Source organism: Janibacter sp. CoH_79_TC_3 (assembly GCF_058197955.1).
Window position 1 is genome coordinate 1 of the sequence record NZ_JBXWIV010000058.1, and the last position, 655, is coordinate 655.

The 655-nt window shown below is 42.4% G+C and carries 1 protein-coding gene; it reads right to left on the reverse strand.

All coding sequences use genetic code 11. The features are described from left to right. Positions 1-61: 61 nt before the first annotated feature. Positions 62-655: RNA-guided endonuclease InsQ/TnpB family protein (locus AC2FA3_RS15055; RefSeq protein WP_490510291.1), on the reverse strand; the 594-nt coding region annotated here is incomplete at its 5' end.

The window sequence follows — 655 nt, forward strand, 5'->3', positions numbered from 1 at the left end:
TATTGACATACTCCCACCACTTTCGACAAACTCAAATGGGGAATTCTAAAAGCATAAGCTCTTAGGCGACTTTCTCACGAAGGTCACAAGTTTTCTGTTTCAAAGGGCGACCTTTACTGCGTCCTCCCTCCACAGACAACACGGCATGTCCTGCCGCTAATATATTACGAGCCGCATTAATATCTGCGTTCGTAATATACCTGCATTTGACGCACTCAAACTTAGCTTGGGTTTGTCGATTTTCTTTAGCGATATACTTGCATTCAAAACAGGTTTGGCTGGTGTAGCGTGGGTTTACTTTAATGAGCAACCCACCTTGCCATTGCTGCTTGTACTCAAGCATATTAACCATCATGCCCCAGCCTTGATCTAAGATAGATTTGTTCAATCCTGACGTGGCTTTGACATGACGACCTTTATTCTCCATCGTTCCGCTTGCTGATTTCGACATATTGGCGACTTTTAAATCTTCACAAGCAATCATGGCGTGGTTTTTGCTGATTGTGGTGGTGATTTTATGCAAGTAGTCATGGCGAATGTTAGCGATATGATGGTGGAGCTTTTGAATCTTACGGTTTTGCTTTTTCCAGTTTTGACTGAATAAGACTTTTCTACTTAATTGGCGCTGTAATGCGGCCAGTTTAATTTGATTGGC